The 17,287-nt window shown below is 69.1% G+C and carries 16 protein-coding genes; 7 read left to right on the top strand and 9 right to left on the bottom strand.

What is annotated here, in order from left to right; translation table 11 throughout:
- Window positions 1–85 precede the first annotated feature (85 nt).
- Together C1926_RS14885 and C1926_RS14890 are read right to left on the bottom strand one after the other, a co-directional pair.
- On the bottom strand, window positions 86–739 hold the full coding sequence (locus tag C1926_RS14885) for a response regulator transcription factor (RefSeq protein ID WP_108759709.1): 654 nt from the start codon (window positions 737–739) through the stop codon (window positions 86–88).
- On the bottom strand, window positions 732–3,758 hold the full coding sequence (locus C1926_RS14890) for a sensor histidine kinase (RefSeq protein WP_108759710.1): 3,027 nt from the start codon (window positions 3,756–3,758) through the stop codon (window positions 732–734). The genes C1926_RS14885 and C1926_RS14890 overlap by 8 nt, the downstream gene beginning before the upstream one ends.
- A gap of 99 nt (window positions 3,759–3,857) precedes the next feature.
- On the opposite strand from C1926_RS14890, the gene C1926_RS14895 reads away from it, so the two are divergent.
- From C1926_RS14895 to C1926_RS14920, 6 genes are all read left to right on the top strand, one after another.
- Window positions 3,858–4,190 (top strand): hypothetical protein, encoded by a 333-nt coding sequence (locus tag C1926_RS14895; RefSeq protein ID WP_108759711.1) that lies wholly within the window; start codon window positions 3,858–3,860, stop codon window positions 4,188–4,190.
- Window positions 4,191–4,268: 78 nt separating this feature from the next.
- On the top strand, window positions 4,269–4,703 hold the full coding sequence (locus tag C1926_RS14900; protein WP_108759712.1) for an AraC family transcriptional regulator: 435 nt from the start codon (window positions 4,269–4,271) through the stop codon (window positions 4,701–4,703).
- Window positions 4,700–5,356 (top strand): hydrolase, encoded by a 657-nt coding sequence (locus C1926_RS14905; RefSeq protein WP_079222173.1) that lies wholly within the window; start codon window positions 4,700–4,702, stop codon window positions 5,354–5,356. The genes C1926_RS14900 and C1926_RS14905 overlap by 4 nt, the downstream gene beginning before the upstream one ends.
- 2 nt (window positions 5,357–5,358) lie before the next feature.
- Window positions 5,359–5,784 (top strand): DoxX family membrane protein, encoded by a 426-nt coding sequence (locus C1926_RS14910; protein ID WP_079222172.1) that lies wholly within the window; start codon window positions 5,359–5,361, stop codon window positions 5,782–5,784.
- Between the two features lie 119 nt (window positions 5,785–5,903).
- Entirely contained in the window at window positions 5,904–7,751 is a 1,848-nt protein-coding gene (locus tag C1926_RS14915; RefSeq protein ID WP_174214129.1) for an amidohydrolase, read from the top strand.
- 52 nt (window positions 7,752–7,803) lie between these two features.
- Window positions 7,804–9,453, top strand: coding sequence for an MFS transporter (locus C1926_RS14920; RefSeq protein WP_108759714.1), 1,650 nt, complete (start codon window positions 7,804–7,806; stop codon window positions 9,451–9,453).
- Between the two features lie 106 nt (window positions 9,454–9,559).
- On the opposite strand, the gene C1926_RS14925 is transcribed toward C1926_RS14920, so the two are convergent.
- Window positions 9,560–10,384: an alpha/beta hydrolase gene (locus C1926_RS14925; RefSeq protein ID WP_108759715.1), complete on the bottom strand. Its 825-nt coding sequence runs from the start codon at window positions 10,382–10,384 to the stop codon at window positions 9,560–9,562.
- 202 nt (window positions 10,385–10,586) lie between these two features.
- Here C1926_RS14925 and C1926_RS14930 point away from each other — a divergent pair, with 202 nt between their 5' ends.
- Window positions 10,587–11,006, top strand: a complete 420-nt coding sequence (locus C1926_RS14930) for a hypothetical protein (RefSeq protein ID WP_108759716.1) — start codon at window positions 10,587–10,589, stop codon at window positions 11,004–11,006.
- A 50-nt stretch (window positions 11,007–11,056) separates the two neighbouring features.
- On the opposite strand, the gene C1926_RS14935 is transcribed toward C1926_RS14930, so the two are convergent.
- From C1926_RS14935 to C1926_RS14960, 6 genes are all read right to left on the bottom strand, one after another.
- Complete coding sequence (locus tag C1926_RS14935; RefSeq protein WP_108759717.1) at window positions 11,057–11,761, bottom strand: DUF2968 domain-containing protein; 705 nt, start codon at window positions 11,759–11,761, stop codon at window positions 11,057–11,059.
- A 99-nt stretch (window positions 11,762–11,860) separates the two neighbouring features.
- Entirely contained in the window at window positions 11,861–14,005 is a 2,145-nt protein-coding gene (locus tag C1926_RS14940) for a TadG family pilus assembly protein (protein WP_108759718.1), read from the bottom strand.
- A 10-nt stretch (window positions 14,006–14,015) separates the two neighbouring features.
- On the bottom strand, window positions 14,016–14,513 hold the full coding sequence (locus C1926_RS14945; protein ID WP_108759719.1) for a DUF3613 domain-containing protein: 498 nt from the start codon (window positions 14,511–14,513) through the stop codon (window positions 14,016–14,018).
- Entirely contained in the window at window positions 14,510–15,391 is an 882-nt protein-coding gene (locus C1926_RS14950; RefSeq protein WP_108760718.1) for a Flp pilus assembly protein TadD, read from the bottom strand. The genes C1926_RS14945 and C1926_RS14950 overlap by 4 nt, the downstream gene beginning before the upstream one ends.
- Window positions 15,392–15,396: 5 nt before the next feature.
- A complete protein-coding gene (locus tag C1926_RS14955) occupies window positions 15,397–16,326 on the bottom strand; it encodes a type II secretion system F family protein (RefSeq protein WP_108759720.1) in 930 nt (309 codons plus the stop codon).
- A gap of 28 nt (window positions 16,327–16,354) precedes the next feature.
- Window positions 16,355–17,287, bottom strand: a complete 933-nt coding sequence (locus C1926_RS14960) for a type II secretion system F family protein (RefSeq protein WP_108759721.1) — start codon at window positions 17,285–17,287, stop codon at window positions 16,355–16,357.

The following is a 17,287-nucleotide window of genomic DNA, read 5'->3' on the forward strand; positions in this document are numbered from 1 at the left end:
AGAAATCCAGAGCTGTTTTTGATCTTGCTTCGGCTTCGGCTTGAAGCAGGTGCAGGGCTGCAAGCCCTGCAGAAAACCCCCGCGTTCAATCGTGGCCGGTGTCATCCAGGCTGATGATCCCGCGACGCAGCGCCTGCGTCACCGCATGCGTGCGATCACCCACGCCCAGCTTATCCATCAGGCTCTTCATGTGCGCCTTCACCGTCTGCTCGGATATCTGCATCCGCTCGCCAATGCGCTTGTTCGACAGGCCGCCGGCCACGTGCCGCAGCACCTCCGTCTCGCGCGGCGACAGCCGGTCCTCCACCACGTGCGCGGCAATGCTCGCTGCCACGGCCGGCGGAATCGCGGCGCGCCGGCCGCCAGCCACCGTGCGGATCGTGTCCACCAGCTCGTGGCGCAGCATGTCCTTGAGCAGGTAGGCGCTGGCACCGGCCTGCAACGCACGTACCGCGCGCACATCGCCGCGGTAGGTGGTCAGCACGATGATGCGTGCGCGCGGATCCAGCGCACGGATCCGCACGATCGCTTCCACGCCGTCCAGGCGCGGCATCTGCAGGTCCATCAGCACCACGTCCGGCTGCAGTTCCTGATAGCGCGCGATCGCTTCTTCGCCATCGGCGGCTTCGCCCAGCAGGCGCAGGTCCGGTTGCGCGCCGAGCAGGGCGGCCAGGCCGTCGCGCAGCAGGGGGTGGTCATCAACCACCAGCACGCCGATCGGGGAAGGGGATTCAGTCATCGCGTTTTCTGCTCCAGGGCCAGCGCCAAGGCGGCGGCCGGCGGTGATACAGGCGCCGTGCGGGGACCGCCAGCGCCACTTCGGTGCCCAGTCCCGGGCGGGTCCACAGCTGCAGTTCGGCACCCAGGCGTTGCGCGCGTTCGCGCATGCCCTGCAGGCCCCAGTGGCCATGGCCGGCATCGTCGTCGGCGATGCCCACGCCGTCATCGCGCACGTGCAGCAGGAAACAACGGCTGCCGTAGGACAGCTCCACTTCGATGGCGCTGGCCTCGGCATGGCGCAGTGCGTTGCGGATCGCTTCGCGGCCGATCAGGAACACCTCTTCCACCGCGTCGGGTTGCAGTGGCGGCGGTGTGCCCTCCACGGTCAGCCGCAGCGGGTTGGTGCCTTGGCCGGCGTATTCGGCGTGCACGTCGGCCAGCGCGGTGGCCAGGTCACGGCCGGCGAACGGACCATCCCGCAGGGCGTTGACCCGTTCGCGGCCCTCGGCGAGGTTGCGCTCTGCCAGCTGCATTGCCGATTCCAGCTGGGTGCGCACGCTGTCCGGCGTCTGCGCCGATTGGCTGATGGCGTGCAGGCGCAGGATCAGTCCCTGGCTGCCCTGCAGCAGGGTGTCGTGCAGGTCGCGCGCAATGCGTTCGCGCTCGCCATGGCGTTCCTGCAGGCGGGCACGGAACAGCGCGGCCAACTGGCCACTGCGGATGCGCACGGCCAGTACCAGCGCCGCCAGCACCAGCGCAGCGCACAGCAGCTTGAACCAGACCGTCTGCACGAACGTGGCGGCGATGCTGAAGGTGCGGCTGGCCGGGGCTGTGCTCCAGACGCCGTCTTCGTTGGCCGCCTCCACATCGAAGCGGTACGTGCCCGGGGCCAGGTTGGTGTAATAGGCACGGGTACTGCTGCCGGCGTCCTGCCAGCCCTCGTCCACGCCGGTCAGCCGGTAGCGGTAGCGGTTGCGTTCGGGGCGGGCCAGCGACAGCGCCACATAGTCGATCTGCAGCTGGGTGGTGCCGGCTGGCAGGCGCAGTCCTTCCCGCAGCGGTGCCTGGGTGGCGCCGTACAGCACATCGCCGATGCGGACGCCGGGTGCCAGGGTGTTGCGGTGCGCGGCGTTGGTGTCCAGCCATGCCAACCCCTGGTTGGTGGCCAGCCAGAGCAGGCCGTCGGCGGCCTGGACGGCCGTGGGGATCGGGCCGCTCTGCAGGGCGATGCCAGGCATGCCGTCCACGGCATCGAACAGCCGCGGTGCCACCGGTTGATGACTGCGCACGGCATCGCGCAGGGCCGCGCGGTCCAGTCGCACAAGCCCGCGGCTGCCATTGAGCCAGAGCCGCCCGTGCGCATCGGCGACCATGCCGGTGATGCCTTCCAGCACGCCCGCCATATCCGTACGCACTTCGCTGAAGGGGGCCTCGTCGATGCGCGCGGCCAGCCCGGCTTCGCCGGCCACCAGCAGCATGTCCTGGTCCTGCAGCAGGGCGGTCACCGGCCCGACGGCGAGGCCCTGGCGCGCATCGAAGGTCGCCACGCTGCTGGCATCCATGCGCCGCAGGCGGCCATCGGCATAGCCCAGCAGCAGGGCACCATCGCTGCCCATCGCCATCGTCGAACATGCCTGCTCGGGCAGGCGCGCCTGGTCGTACCACTGCGAACGCTGGTAGTGCAGGACGCCGCGCTCGCCGACACAGGCCCAGGCCTCCTCATCGTTTGGGAACAGCACCGCCTGCAGGGATTGACCGGTGTACGGGGCTGGCGACGGAATGCGGGTTGGGTGGCCGTTGACGGTGCGGACCAGGTTGATCCAGTCGAACTGCCACAGCGGTGTCGGCGCCTGGCGCGCGGCCTCCTGCAGCTGCGCGGCGCGCTCGCCCAGCAGTGAGCGGCGCAGGTCGTAGGGTTTCAGATCCTCGCCATAGCCGTACACGCGGCCGTCGCTGGCGCGTAACAGCGAGCGGTAGGGATCGGTGGGGCCGGCCGCCAGGGCCTGTACGCTGCGCGCGCGGAAGCGGTTGAGGCCGAGGTTGGTGCCGACCCAGAGATTGCCTTCGCGGTCGAGGAGGACCGGCACCGCCGACGTCGCGGTCAGGCCCTGCGGCGTATCGAAGCGCTCCATGTGCGTGGCCTGGTCACCTTCGAAAGTGACCCTTGCTACGCCGCCGTGCGGGCTCATGGTGGCCCACAGCGCGCCATCGGCAGTGAACTGCAGGCGCGCTGCGACCAGCTCGGGCAGGCGCCGCGCCTCGCGCTCGGCGGCAGGCAGCAGGCCCTGCGCGTTGCCCAGTGGCGAGGTACCCCGGTTGCGGTCGGCCAGCCAGATCTCGCCGCGCGGGCTTTCGGCCAGCGAGGCCATCTGCGAGACGGCGATCCCGGTGTCCTCGAACGTGCTGGCACCGGCTGGCCGTCGCCAGACCTTCAGATCGGCCAGCACCCAGAACGTGCCGTGGCGATCATGCAGCAGCCACTGCACGCGGCGCTCGGGAACGCCGCTGCCGACGGGCAACGCACGCCAGTGCACGCCGTCGAACCAGCGCAGGCCACCGTTGATGGCCGCCCACAGGTGGCCATCGCGGTCACGGCTGAAGTGCGGCACCACGCCCGTTGGCACGCCCTGGCCACGGCCGAAGCTGTGCAGGTGCGCCGCAGAGAGCTGGCTGATGCCGGCCTGGAAGTAGCCGATCCACAGGCTGTCGTCGGCATCCACGGCCAGGCTGACCATGTTGGTGGACGGGAACGCGGAACCGGCCGGTGCCGACTGTCGTTCGAAGCGACGGCCGTCGAAGCGGTACAGCCCCGAACCGGTCGCAAGCCACAGCATGCCCTGGTGGTCCTGGGCGATGTCCCAGATATCGCCGGGCGCCCCCTGGCCCACCCGCCATGCCGTGTGCTGGTAGCCGGGCATGCCGTTGGCCACGGCCGGGCGCTGCTCGGCGAAGGCGGGCAGGGCGATCAGCAGCAGGCACGTCAGCAACGCCGGCAGGCGACGCAGGAAGGGGAAGGGGCGGCCACGCATGGGCAGCATTCTGGCAGGTGCGGGGCAGGCCAGGGTGACCCGAACGGGGTAGGCGCGGTGGCCGCCGGATCAGCTATCACGCCGGCAATGGAGTGGCGGAGGCTGAGGATGCAGCGGCTGTTCGTGATGTTCCCCGATCGCGGGCCCGGGCTGGGCCTGCTCTGGCTGCGCCTGTGCCTGGCCGGTGCATTGTGCGCGCCAGGCCTGCATGACGGCGGGCTGGTGGTGCTGTGCGCGCTCGGCGTGGCACTGCTGGTACTGGGCTGGCTGACCCCGCTGTCGGCCGTGCTGGCCTGTGCCGGGCTGTGGCTGCAGGGCGCGGCATTGCCGCTGCTGGCGCTGCCGCTGGCCTTGCTGCTGCTGGGGCCGGGCGCCTATTCGCTGGATGCGCGGCAGTTCGGCCGGCGCCGGCTGGGCCGGCGGCCTCCCCCGAATGGGTGAGTGGCAGCCACGACCGACGGGGGTACGGCGCCGGCGCCGGCCATCGCACCATGGGACACCCCGTCGCGGTGCTCTGTCATGGCCGAAGCTACACCGCCCGTCGTCCTTGCCGCCGCGCTGGCGCCGCACCAGGCTGCCGCCCTGCAGCGCGCACTGCATTACATCGACGCGCACCTGTCGCAGCCGCTGCGGGTGACCGAGCTGGCCGAAGTCGCGTGCGTGAGCCGTTTCCACCTGGTGCGGCTGTTCCGCACCGGCACCGGTGCGAGCCCGCTGCGCTATCTGCGCCGCCGCCGCATCGAACGCGCGCGGCAGCTGCTGTCGGCCGCGGACCAGCCGATGTCCCGCCTGGCCCAGCACCTGGGCTTCTTCGACCAGAGCCATTTCGTCCGCAGCTTCCGTGCCGAGACCGGGTGCAGCCCCGGGCAGTACCTCGCCGGTGATGCCGCGCTGCACCTGCCCGCTGTCCATCCCTCTTCTGTTGCCCCGCCCACTACTGGAACCCACCCATGACCACCGCTACCGCCACGCCTGCCAAGGGCCTGCTTTCCCCGACCGACCACGCCCTGGTGCTGATCGACTTCCAGTCGCAGATGGCGTTCGCCACCCACACCATCGATATCTCCGCGCTGCGCAACAACGTGTCGCTGATCAGCAAGGGTGCCAAGGGCTTCAACGTGCCGGTGGTGCTGACCACGGTTGCCGAGCAGTCGTTCTCCGGCCCGATGTTCCCGGAACTGCCGCAGATCTTCCCCGGCCAGGCCGTATTCGACCGCACCTCGATGAACACCTGGGAAGACCAGCCGGTGATCGATGAGATCAACCGCATCGGCAAGCAGCGCCTGGTGCTGGCAGGCCTGTGGACCAGCGTGTGCATCGTCGGCCCGACCCTGTCGGCGCTGGAGCAGGGCTTCGAGGTCTACGTGATCACCGATGCCTGCGGTGATGTCAGCGACGAAGCACACGAGCGTGCCATCACCCGCATGGTGCAGGCCGGCGCGCGCCCGATCACCAGCGTGCAGTACCTGCTGGAACTGCAGCGCGACTGGGCACGCGGCGAGACCTATGGCCTGACCACCGGCATCGCCCGCGACCACGCCGGCGGCTACGGCATCGGCATCCAGTACGCCAAGACCATGTTCGGCGCGCAGGAAGGCGGCCACTGAACATGGACAGCGGGCACGGCCTGGACCTTGCCCTGCTGATCCTGCGCGTGGCAGCGGGAGGTTTCCTGCTGCCACATGCGCTGGGCAAACTGTTCGGCTGGTTCGGTGGCCCTGGCCTGGCCGGGTTTGCCGGCGAGCTGCGCGGCTTTGGCCTGCCAGCGGTGGCCCCGCTGCCGCTGTTGCTGGCCTTGCTGCAGGTCGCGTCCGGGCTGGCTGTGCTGCTGGGCTGGCAGACCCGTGGTGCGGCGCTGCTCGCGGCCGCGTTCATTGCCTTCACCGCGCTGCTGGCCCTGCCCAAGGGCTGGTTCTGGATGCGCGGCGGCACCGAGTACCCGTTGATGTGGACGCTGGCACTGCTGGCGATCGCCTTGGCCGGTCCGGGCGCCTGGGCGCTCGATGGCCTGGCGCGTGCTGGAGACATTGCATGAGTTCTTCCCCCCTCGACCCTGGCCGACGCAACGTCGTGCTGGCCAGCGGCGCCGCGATGGCGCTGGGGCTGGCCGGCGGTGCCGCTGCGGCCATTGATTCCACACCGAAGGAGCGTCGCATGAGCACGCTGGTCATCAGAAACGCCCGCATCACCACCCTTGACCCGCAGCAGCCGCATGCGCAGGCGTTGGCCGTGCAGAACGGCCGCATTGCCGCTGTCGGCAGCGACGAGCAGATCATGCGCGAGTGGGGCAACGAGGCCACCATCCTCGACGCGCAGGGCCGCCGCATTGTGCCGGGCCTCAATGACAGCCACACCCACCTGATCCGCGGTGGCCTGAACTACAACCTGGAGCTGCGCTGGGACGGCCTGCGCTCGCTGGCCGATGCCATGGCCATGCTGAAGGCCCAGGTCGACCGCACCCCGGCGCCGCAATGGGTGCGCGTGGTCGGTGGTTTCACCGCCGCGCAGTTCACCGAGAAGCGCCTGCCGACGCTGCAGGAGCTCAATGACATCGCACCGGATACGCCGGTGTTCCTGCTGCACCTGTATGACCGCGCGCTGCTCAACCGCGCGGCGCTGCGTGCCTGTGGCTACACCAAGGAAACACCGGACCCGCCGGGCGGCCAGATCGTGCGTGACTCGCTGGGCAACCCGACCGGCCTGCTGCTGGCCAAGCCCAACGCGCTTATCCTGTACGCGACGCTGGCCAAGGGCCCGCGCCTGCCGATCGAGTACCAGGCCAATTCCACCCGCCACTTCATGCGCGAGTTGAACCGGCTGGGCATCACCTCGGTGATCGATGCTGGTGGCGGCTTCCAGAATTACCCCGAGGACTACCAGGTCATCGAGCAGCTGCATCGCGATGACCAGCTGACCGTGCGCATCGCCTACAACCTGTTCACCCAGAACAAGGGCAACGAGGTCAACGATTTTCGCGGATGGAGCGAAATCCTGCAGCCGCGCCAGGGCGATGATCTGCTGCGCCACAACGGCGCAGGCGAAATGCTGGTGTTTTCGGCGGCCGACTTCGAGCTGTTCAGCGAACCACGCCCCGAACTGCCGCCGGAGCTGGAGCCCGAGCTGCACGATGTGGTCAAGCTGCTGGTCGAGAAGCGCTGGCCGTTCCGCATCCACGCGACCTATGACGAGAGCATCACCCGCATCCTGGATGTGTATGAGCAGGTGAACCGCGAGGTGCCGTTCGATGGCCTGCACTGGTTCATCGACCACGCCGAAACCATCACCCCGCGCAACATCGAGCGCATCCGTGCGCTGGGCGGCGGCATCGCCGTGCAGCACCGCATGGCCTACCAGGGCGAGGCGTTCGTCGAGCGCTACGGCGTGCAGGCCGCGCGGCACACACCGCCGGTCAAGCGCATGCTGGCCGAAGGCGTGCCGGTCGGTGCCGGTACCGATGCGACCCGCGTGGCCAGCTACAACCCGTGGGTGGCGCTGTCGTGGCTGGTGACCGGACGCACCGTGGGTGGGTTGGCGCTGTATGGCGACGAGAACCTGCTGGAGCGCGAACAGGCCCTGCGCCTGTGGACGCAGGGCAGCGCGTGGTTCTCCGGCGACGAAGCCGTGAAGGGCACGCTGAAGGAAGGCCAGCTGGCCGACTTCATCCTGCTGTCGGCCGATTTCTTCCGTGTCGATGATGCGCAGATCGCCGACATCACCAGCCTGCTGACCGTGGTCGGTGGCCGCATCGTGCATGCCGATGGTGACTACGCTGGCCTGGCCCCACAGCTGCCGCCGGCGATGCCGGACTGGTCGCCGGTCAACAGATTCGGTGGCTACCACGTCGGCGGCACCGCCACCGGCCTGGCCGCCGCCCACCGTCATCATCACGGCGTGGCCTGCAGCACCCACGGCGCCCACGGCCATGCCGCGCAGCACGCAGCCCCTACCGATGACCTGACCGCGTTCTGGGGTGCGATGGGATGCTCATGTTTCGCGTTCTGAACCACGCCGGTGCCGCGGGCACGGTGGGCGCATCGATCGTTGGAGCAAGGCCATGGTGAACGCAACCCCGCCGCAGGCACCCGCACAGACTGCCGGTGCCTGGTCCCCGCTGAAGATCAGCATGTTCCGCGCACTGTGGCTGGCCATCCTCGCCAGCAACATCGGCACGTGGGTCAATGATGTTGCCGCCGCCTGGGTGATGGCCGAACGTACCGGTTCGCCGCTGATGGTGGCCCTGGTGCAGTCGGCCACCACGGTGCCCATCGTGCTGCTGGCGCTGGTTGCCGGCACGCTGGCCGACATCGTCGACCGCCGCAGGTACCTGTTGTTCACCCAGGGCTGGATGCTGCTGGTGGCGGCGGTGATGGCAGCGCTGACCGCCAGCGGCCACCTGAGCCCGAACCTGCTGGTGGTGCTGACCTTCTGCATGGGCTGCGGCGCGGCGATGGCGATGCCCGCACAGGCCGCCATCGTCTCCGAGCTGGTGCCGCAACCGATGCTGGCCTCGGCGGTGGCGCTGAACTCGATCGGCATCAACATCGCCCGGTCGATCGGCCCGGCCATCGGTGGTGTCATCGTGGCGCAGCTGGGCGCGGTCTGGGCATTCGGCTTCAATGCCATCACGTTCGCGGCGATGTTGTTCGTGGTGTGGGGCTGGAAGCGCGATCCGAAGGCTTCGAGCCTGCCGCCTGAAGGGTTCGGCGCGGGCCTGAAGGCCGGCCTGCGCTATGCCAGCCGTGCCGGGCGCCTGCAGGCAGTGCTGATCAAATCGGTTGGCTTCTTCTTCTTTGCTGCAGCGATGAACGCGATGCTGCCGGTGGTGGTCCGTGGCCAGATGCACGGCGGGGCAGGGCAGTACGGCATCCTGCTGGGCTGCATCGGCATTGGTGCAGTGGGCGGCGCGCTGCTGCTGCCCAAGCTGCGTGCGAAGCTCGACCGCGACCTGCTGGTGCTGTTGGCGACCCTGGCGCTGGCGGCAAGCCTGGTCGGCCTGGCGTTGACCCGCAGCTGGTACGTGCTGCCGCTGGTGATGCTGGTCAATGGCTTTGCCTGGATCACCGTGCTGTCCTCGCTGCAGATTGCTGCGCAGACCGCGGTGCCGGCATGGGTGCGCGCGCGTGCATTGGCCCTTTACATCATGGTGTTCTCGGCTGGCATGGCCGCCGGTGGCCTGAGCTGGGGCGCGCTGGCGCAGCGCACCTCGCCGGAGCTTGCGCTGCTGGTGGCTGCTGCGGGTGCGGTGATCGGTGGCCTGCTGGTCTGGCGCGTGCGCATTGCCGGTACCGAGGAACTGAACCTGCGCCCGGCCGGGCACTGGCCCGCACCCGAGCTGTCGGTGCCGGTGTCGCATGACCGTGGACCGGTGCTGGTGACGGTGGAATACCGCATCGATGCAACTGACCGCGCCGCCTTCCAGGCACAGATGCGCGCGCTGGGCACGATCCGCCGCCGCGATGGTGCAGTGGTCTGGGGCGTGGTGGAGGACGTGGCGACGCCGGGCATCCACCTGGAGTATTTCGTGACTGCCTCGTGGCTGGAGCACCTGCGCCAGCACGAACGCATCACCGCCGATGACAAGGCGATCCAGGAAGTGTTGCGCGGCCTGCATCGCGGCGAACGTGCGCCAGTGGTGCGGCACTTCGTGGGCGGGCATGACCCGCTGCCGGCAGCCGGCGTTCCGCACCACCACAGCGATATCTGAAGGGTAGCGCCGGGCCGTGCCCGGCGGATTCGGTGTTCGGCCGCCGGGCATGGCCCGGCGCTACAATGCATCAGCGGCGGCGCCATTGCGGCGCCGCCGCCACGCGTCACTTGCGTGCGAACGCCAACAGGTCGGCGTTGAACTGGTCGGCGTGGGTGATGGTCAGGCCGTGCGGGGCGCCGGCGTAGACCTTAAGTTCGGCATCCTTGATGATCTGCGAGGACAGCTTGGCCGAGGCATCGAACGGCACGATCTGGTCGTCATCGCCATGCACGACCAGGGCCGGCACGTCGATCTTCTTCAGGTCTTCGGTGTAATCCACTTCCGAGAATTCGTGCACGCAGTCGTACTGGCCCTTGACGCCGCCCAGCATGCCCTGCAGCCAGAACGAATCACGCATGCCCTGGGTGACGCTGTTGCCATCGCGGTTGGCGCCGAAGAACGGCGTGGTCAGGTCCTTGAAGAACTGCGAACGGTCACCGCCGGTGCCCTGGCGGATGCCGTCGAAGACGTCCAGCGGGGTGCCGGCCGGGTTGGCATCGGTCTTCAGCATCAGCGGCGGCACGGCGCCGACCAGCACCACCTTGGCCACGCGCTTGCTGCCGTGGCGGCCGATGTAGTGCGCCACTTCGCCACCGCCGGTGGAGTGGCCGACCAGGATCGCGTCCTTCAGGTCGAGGGCTTCGATCACCGCCGCCAGGTCATCGGCGTAGGTGTCCATGTTGTTGCCGTCCCAGGTCTGGCTGGAACGGCCGTGGCTGCGGCGGTCATGGGCGATGACGCGGTAGCCGTTCTGGCCCATGAACAGCATCTGCGGGTCCCACGCGTCGGACGACAGCGGCCAGCCATGCGCGAACACGATCGGCTGGCCGGTGCCCCAGTCCTTGTAGAAGATGCGGGCGCCGTCTTTGACGGTTACGAAGTTGCTCATTGCAGGTTCCTTTGGCGGTAGGGGAAAGACACCGGCGGTCGCGCTGCCGGCGTACCGGCAGTACAGCGCAGGATCCACCGCGTGGCTTGCACGCCTGTGTCCGATGGATGGCAGGCGGTCACAGGCCGCGATGACGCGCTTCGCTCTGGCGGAACCGGGTCGATGCTGGCCACGATGTCAGCCAGGCCAGGGAGGAGGCGGCATGCAGAGGACACTGTGGGGAATGATCGTGGGGTGGCTGCTGGCCGGTGCGGTGCAGGCCCAGCCCCATGTCTACAAATGCGTGGACGGGCCGCACCCGGTCTACCAGCAGACGCCCTGCCAGGGGCGTGCGGAATGGCGCTGGGACGTGCCGGCGGAGGCGGCGCAGCCGCGTGGCAGTGGCGAGGTGGCACCGTCGCGTGTGGCGCGGCCGACGCAGCCTGGCCGCGCCTCAGGCAGAACCACGCGTGGCCGCAGTGGCCGCAGCGAAGGTGCGCTGATCACGCTGGAACGCGATCCCGCCGGCTGTCAGCAGGCGCGTCGCGAGCAGGCGCGGAGGATGACGCGGGCGCGTCGGCTGGATTACCAGCAGCGGCGGCAGCTGGATGACGCGCTGCGCCTGGCCTGCCAGCAACCCTGAAACAACAACGGCACCCGAAGGTGCCGTTGCGTGCGTGCGGTGCCGGTGACTCAGTTGCCGTCGCTGGCGGCCGCCGGTGCGCCCGAAGCGCTGGCCTTCGGCAGGCTCAGTTCCGGGTTGCCCTGTTCGGCCTGCAGGATCTGGATGCGGCGCTGCAGGGCATCCAGCTGGTTGTTGGTGCTCTGCACGTCGGTGCTCAGGCTGACCGCCTGCTGCTGGGCCTGCTGCAGGGAGGCGCTGACCTGGGCCGACTGTGCCTGCTGCTGCTCCATTTCCAGCTGCAGGGTACGCAGGCGCTCTTCGTTGTAGGACACCAGGCGCTCGGTGTAGCGCTTGCCTGCTTCGAGGCGGGTGGTGTCGATGTAGACCTGGGCCAGCTGCTCGGTCTGCTGCACGAAGGTGCGGTAGACGCGTTCGGCGTTGTCGACCGCATCGGTCTTGATGACGCGCCAGAAGTTCTTTTCCTGGAACAGCGCCACGTAGTAGGTCAGGGTGCTGGCATTGAACAGCAGGCTGGCGCCGTAGTTGCCGTTGTAGGTGGTGCGCAGCTCGGTGAGCTGGTTCGCATCCATCAACTGCTTGAGTTCGTCAACCGTGTTGCGCACCACCGGCCCGCTGCGGACCGGTTCGGCCGCCGCTTCGCGATCGCCGCGTGCTGCCAGTGCCGGCGGTGCCACCACGATCATGGCCATGGCCAGCAGTGCCGCGCCGCGCGGATACCGGGCGAAGACGGTGCCCCCTGAAGTTTCTCGCATGTCTAGACCATCCACGAACGAAGTGTGGTTGAAATGAATGTGGTTCCCCGCCGCGAGTCTAGCATGGGTGCAGCAGCCGCCAACCGCACCGGACAGGGGTCAATACACCAGCTGGGCGGCATTGCACTGGATCGACTGCATGCTGACGTCGGTACGGCCCAGTTCCAGGCCCAGCAGGTCGGCCAGGACCTGGGTCAGCAGTGCGCCGACGCTGTTGAGCACGGGCTTGAGCGCGGACAGGATCGGCGTAAGCACGGTACACAGCAGGCCCGAGCAGCTGACCGCGTTGCCGGGACCGGTGATCCCATCGCCGCCGGTGGGGTCGTTGAAACCGCCGGGCTTGGTCTGGATGTAGGAGGCCAGGTTGTCACGCACGCAGTTGTTGTAGCTGATCAGGTTGGTGACGAGGCTGTCGCAGCGGTTGATCAGCAGGCCGCCCAGCAGCGCGCCGAGCGCACCATCGAGCAGGCCCAGGCCCTGGCCGGTGACCGCCGTGCGGTAGCCGGTCCACACCGATCCGTCTTCCCAGCACGTGGTGAGGCCCAGTACGCAGAGCCGGGGCACGCCTTTGGTGACGGTCCAGTCGCCCAGGGGGGCGAGGTTCTGCGCCGGACTGCCATCGCGCAGCAGTGGGATGACGTTGTCGACGTTGTAGCGGCCACCGGCAGGATGCGCGGCGGCCAGGTAGCGTTCGGCGAGGGCAGTGGCGGCCTGCTTGGGGTCGCTCTTTGGGCCGCTGAGCATGCCGGACAGCACGCGCAGCAGCTCGTTGACCAGGGTGGACACCGTATCGCCCACTGCCAGCGGATTGATGCGCGTGGAAGCGGTCTGGCCCGCGGACAGGGTCAGGTTCTGGCTGTCGGTCAACGCCGGCAGGGTAATCTTGTTGTTGATGAGTGGCTGGCCGAGCAGGGTGAGCAGCTGCGCGTTCTGCAGCGTCGCGTCGCACACGTTGTTCTTCGAGAAGACATCGGCCGCGTTGACGTTGCCGACGCAGGCCCGCAGCACCGACGAGTCCACCTTGACCGTGGCGGTGGGCGGCGTGGCGCCGCACTGGATCGACGACAGCGTGCCCATCGCATTGGTCACGTCCACTTGCAGCGGCAGGTGCAGGCGCGTGCCCAGCAGCGACAGCAGCGCGCCGACCGCAGGCACGCGGTTGCTGTCGACGTCCACCATCAGCCGCACCTGGGCGTTGTACGCACGCGCGCCGACGCCACCGATGGCGATCGACGGCGGCTCGATCACGCCGGCCTTGACGTCGATGCCGAGCAGGTTGAGGCCGCGCACCTGCACGCCGTTGTTGTCGTTGGCGATGGAAATGCCGGTATTGAGCAGGTCCAGCACGTTGATCTTTGATTCCAGCGCACTGCCGATGCTGCCATCCGGCGCGATCACCTCGGCGAACAGGCCGCCGCCGCCGTTCTGGCTGCCCAGGGTGATGTTGGCCTGGTTGATGTCCAGCCCGGTCGACACCAGGCTGCCAAGCGCGCGCAGCTGCGCGGCCACGGCGCTGTCACGGCCAAGCACGACCGCGGTGGCATCGACCAGCTGCGCCAACGAGATCTTGTTGACCGACAGCAGGCGGTTGAAGTCGGCCACGCTCAGGTTGGCCTCCACCGGGATGCCCAGGGCCTTCAGCAGGCCCGAAGGCGTGACGCTCACCTGGGCCAGGCCGTCGTAGGACAGCACCGTGGCGTTGCTCACATCCAGGCCGACCAGGCGCAGGGTGGCCATCAACGGCGAGTTGCCGTTGGTGCGCAGCAGCTGCGATCCGACGCTGAACACCGCCGACGGTGCCGTGCGCTTGGCCACCGCCTGGGCGCTGACCGTGGGCAGCTGTGCGTGGGCGCCGAAGAACGGCAGCACGCTGCGTTGCGCCACCACCTTCACCGCATTGCGCGGATTCTCCACGCTGACGGTACCGATGAAGTGATCGGCAGTGGGATGGTTGGCATTCCAGTTGCCGCAGCGCACATCCAGTTGGCCGCCGAACCGGTTCTCCTGCAGCGCGTTCTGCCGCGCGGCGGTATTGTCGCTGTTGCCGGAGGTGCACAGGTCCAGGCGCTGCGCGCCTGCCAGCGCGGCCAGGTCGGCCACCTTCTGCGCGTCCCGCTTGGCCCAGAGCAGGTAGCCCACTTCGACCAGGCCGAGCATCGTCACCAGCCCGGCCATCACCAGCATCATGGTGACCGACATGCCACCGCGCTGGTGGAAGGTGAGGGTGCGTGGCGGACGGCGCATGGTCGAGTCCTCAGCGGCTGGAGCCGGACGTGCCGGAGCCGCGCGTCACGTCGGTTTCGAAGAAGTCCGGGATTTCGTGTTCGAAGCTCTTGAGGTAGCGCGCATAGCTGGCCGTGGCCTGGTCGCCGAGCATCGGCAGGCGGGCGCCCGCCTGGGTGCCGGAGGCCTGCAGCTGGAACAGGTGGCGCACGGTGGCGCCATTGCCGGACAGTGCCAGCGCGGCGGTGCTGCTGGTGGCAACCGGCGCGGCCTGCATGCTGGCGGTACTGGCTGCAGACGCAACCGCGGGCGCCGTCAGATCGACGGTGGGCAGGGGCTCGGCCGCTGCTGGCGTGTGCACGGGCACAGGCGGCGCTGGCGCTGGCACGGCCACGGCGGGCAGCGGGCCGCCCATCATCTGCCCGGTAAGCGGCGGCTGCGGCGACTGCGCGTTGCTTGCTGACGCCCAGAGCAGGCAGCTGGCGGCCAGGGCCATGCGGGGGCGGGACAGGAAAGGAGAGGCGGTCATGGCGTGTTCCCGGTGGGGTGGTCGGCGCTGCCGAAGCGTTCAAGCATGGAGGGGGCGAGGCGTGGGACAAGCCGGTCATCGCGTTCGCTGCGCGTGGCTTCGGCGGCGATCCGGCCCGGCACGGCAACGCGGGTGGGCATGCTGCTGCGCGCTGCTGCGACGGGCGCGGTGGCCTGCGTGCTGCGCGCGGCGTCACGTTGCTGCCAGCGCGCGCGTATCTGCTGCGCCTGTTCACTGATGTTGCGCTGTACGTCCGGGCTGAGCTGTGCCTGCGCCGCAAGGCGCTCGGCGGTGGCGGCATCGCCGCGCAGTACGGCCCACAGCGCCAGGTTGGCGGTGGCCTTGGCATTGCCCGGCTGCAGCTCCAGTGCCTTGGCCAGTGGTTCGCGCGCCTGGTCCAGCTGGCCGGCACGCAGGCGTGCGTAGCCCAGGTCACCGAGGTAGTCGGTGTTCAATGGCTGCAGGCGGGTGGCCCGTGCCAAGGCCTGTTCGCTGGCGGCATCATCGTTGCGGCGCGCGGCGATCAGCCCCAGGCCGTGCGCGGCCGCGGCCGCCTGTGGGCCGGAATCCAGGCTGCGGTAGATGTCGGCCGCGGCGTCGGCCTGGCCCGTTTCGCGCAGGGCATCGGCCTGCAGCAGGCGCAGGGCGGGCGCATCGCCGAAGCGCTGGCGATAGGCATCCACGTGGGCCAGCGAGGCGAACCATGCACCCTGCTGCTGCATGCGTGCGATCAGTTCCAGGTAGGTGTTGCGGCTGTCCTGCGGCGCTGGCGTGGGTTCGGCCAGGCTCGGCGCCTGCCGGTAGGCCGGCGTGGTCGAGGCGCAACCGGCCAGCGCGGCCAGGGCACACAGCAGGTAGGCAGGGCGAAGTGCGGGCATGGTGTTCATCCCATCTTGGTCAAGGTATTGGCCAGCGCCACCAGCGCAGGGCCGGCCAGCACCAGCATCAGCGCCGGCAGCAGGGTCAGCATCATCACCACGGTCATCTTCACCGAGAGCTTTCCGACCTTTTCCTTCAGCGTGTTGCGGCGCTGTTCGCGCAGGCGCACGCTGAACTGGCGCAGCGGCTCCTGCACGGCACCGCCATGTGCGTGCACCTGCAGGATCAGCTGCACGAGGCTGGACAGGTCATCGTCGCCATAGACGTCGCTGAGGCGGCGCAGCGACTGGGCGCGCGTACGGCCCAGCGAATAGGCGGTGTTGGCTTCATGGATCTCGCCGCCCAGCACCGGGAGTGCATCGCGCAGCTTCTCGCCCAGCGTCTGCAGGCTCTGGTCCATGCTGAAGCCCACGCCCTGCAGCAGGCGCAGCAGGTCGATCAGCAGCGGCAGTTCGTTGGATACCGCGCGGCGCCGGCGTGCCACCCAGCTGGACAGTGCGAACTTGGGCAGCAGCAGGCCCGCTGCCAGTGCACCGATGACCACCATGAAGCGTGACGCCCCGGTAGCATCACTCAGCGCCAGTGCAGCCACCAGTACCAGCATGGCCAGCAGCAGCCGCAGCGCAAGATAGATGGCGGTGCCGCGACGCGTGTTCCAGCCGGCCAGATCCAGCAGCAGCCGGTCTTCGCTGGCCAGCAGGGCGGCCTCCAGCCGGCCGCCGGTGAACAGTTGGCCGAGCTGCTGCAGCCAGCCGAAGGAATCGCGGGCCGGCGCGGCGTCCGGCGGCGCGGCGTCACGCGGGCGCAGGGCGGTCTGCAGGGTGGCACTGGTGCGTGCTTCACGGCTGCCGCGCACCCAGCCGCCCAGGCCGAGCAGGGCCACGCCCGCGGCCAGCACCAGCAGGGCCAGCATCCACCAGGTCGCGGCGCTCATTGCAGGTCTCCCGGGAACAGGCGTGCGCTCATAGCGAGCGCGCCAGGCGATACAGCAGGAAGCCACCGACCAGTTCCAGGCCGAGGGCGATCAACAGCACCTTGTGGCCCAGCGGGTCGTGCAGCACGGGCTGGAAGAAATCGGGGCTGCTGATGGCCATGATCACCGCGCTGATGGGTGGCAGCAGCCCCAGCACCCAGGCCGACATGCGGGTTTCCGAGGTGGTGGCGGCCAGTTCCTGCTGTGCCTGTTCCAGGTCACGCATGAAGTCGCCCATGCGCTGCAGGATCTGGTCGGAGCGGCCACCAATGCGCACGCTGACGCCGATCACCACGGCGAGCACCTTCAGCACGTCCATCTGGTAGGGCTGGGCGGCCATGCCCAGCGCCCGGTCCAGGTCCATGCCGCTGCGCGCATAGCGCACGGTGGTGTCGAGCATGTCGCGCAACGGCGCGGTGGTCTGTACCGATGCGGTCTGGAACGCCATCTGCAGGCTGTTGCCCAGCGCGGTCAGCCGCACCAGGTTGTCGAGGAAGTCGGGCAGCTGGTGCAGCAGGCGCGCCCGCAGCCGGGTGGTACGGCGGACGATCCACAGTACGCAGGCAAGCAGGTACAGGCCCAGGGTCAGCGGGAACATCCACAGCGTGCCCAGGCGCAGTACGGCCACGGCGGACAGCGCGATGCCGGGCACGATCAGCAGCAGCGGCAGTTTCCAGCCCGGGCTCAGCCCGGCGCGCTGCAGGAAGGCATCCCAGGGCAGGCTGCGCTTGGCTGTTGCCGGTGCCCCCCGGCTCGGGTCGCTGGCCGCAGCGGGCGCGTTGCCGCCGCGGCCCAGCTGCTGCTCGGCATGCTGCAGGGAGGCCTGGCGCTGTTCGCGGCCGTGCGCGGCGCCCCACAGCCACACGGCGGCGGCCAGCAGCACGGCGACGATGCTCAGCAGCAGGAGTGCGCCGATGCCCAT

Origin of the sequence: Stenotrophomonas sp. ZAC14A_NAIMI4_1 (assembly GCF_003086915.1) — a bacterium.
Taxonomy (GTDB): Bacteria; Pseudomonadota; Gammaproteobacteria; order Xanthomonadales; family Xanthomonadaceae; genus Stenotrophomonas.